The organism is Flavobacterium rhamnosi (assembly GCF_048286515.1).
Lineage (GTDB): Bacteria > Bacteroidota > Bacteroidia > Flavobacteriales > Flavobacteriaceae > Flavobacterium.
In genome coordinates this window covers 1-1088 of record NZ_JBLVPS010000058.1, presented here as the reverse complement: position 1 = coordinate 1088, position 1088 = coordinate 1, and the positions used below count along the sequence as shown (strand labels likewise).

The window sequence follows — 1088 nt, the reverse complement described above, 5'->3', positions numbered from 1 at the left end:
GTAAAACGGTATGCCTTTACTTCAAATGGGAGATACCTTGTTGTATTAGCTGCCACAGCAGATTCAAAAACCAGTTTGATTGTTCGGGATTTGAGAAGCGAAAAACGGCATACCATTGCTAATGTGAGCAAATGGCTGATGGCCCCTGCTGGAAATGCTTTGGTTTATTTTACCGCATCAAAACAGCAGTGCTCCGCTAATCTTCTCTTTTTAGGAGAGGGCATTACCACTACAGCGGTAATGGAAACCACAGACTGCCGTTTGACCAATCCAATGTGGCAGGCTGATGCAAAAGCAGTTGCCTTTTTAAAAGAACCACTCAGAAAGGCCAAAGCGGATGTAGGGGTAAAAAATCAGTTGCTGTTTTATAGTTTAGCCGACAAACGCCTTTATACTTTGGATGCCCAAACAAATAAAAACATCCCTTCGGCTATGAATATAGCCGTCAGTCCCTTTGTTGGCATTACTATTTCTAAAGACTGCAAAAGAGTCATTTTCGGCATACAAAAAGAAATCTCCGACGCGCCGGTTGATCCACTGGCGGTACAAATATGGAAAGCGGAAGACAAAAGTACCTATCCGGAACGAAATGCAATCGGACCCCGCGATCTTTTGCCCCATACTTATGTTTGGGAACCACAAACGGATCGTATTGAACAACTTAGTGATGCAACCTTTACCGAAGTGATGCTCAATGGCACCCAAACCCATGCCGTCACCTCTGATCTCCTTGCCTATGAGCCCCAGTTCAAAATGAAAGGTGATCGCGATTTTTATATAACATCCATGGAAACAGGACAGAAAAAATTACTGTTGCAAAAACAGGTATCTGAAAGTGAGGTCTTAATGTCCCCTGGTGGCCGCTATATTTCTTATTTTAAAGACAGGCACTGGTGGGTATATGATATTTTGAAAGACACGCACAAAAAAGTGACGGCTTCAATAACAGCTCCTTTAGATGATATTCATCATGATATTAGTGAAGAGGCTCAAGCCTATGGTAATCCAGGATGGACGGCAGATGACAAGTCATTCATTTTCTATGACTCTCATGATATTTGGGAAATGGCTCCAGATGGCTCGAAAGC

Annotated in this window: 1 protein-coding gene; it reads left to right on the top strand. The window is 42.8% G+C overall.

Annotation, left to right across the window (positions count from 1 at the left end; translation table 11 throughout):
* A partial coding sequence (locus ACNQGN_RS18905) for a TolB-like translocation protein (protein ID WP_417989370.1) occupies positions 1–1088 on the top strand: 1088 nt, incomplete at both ends.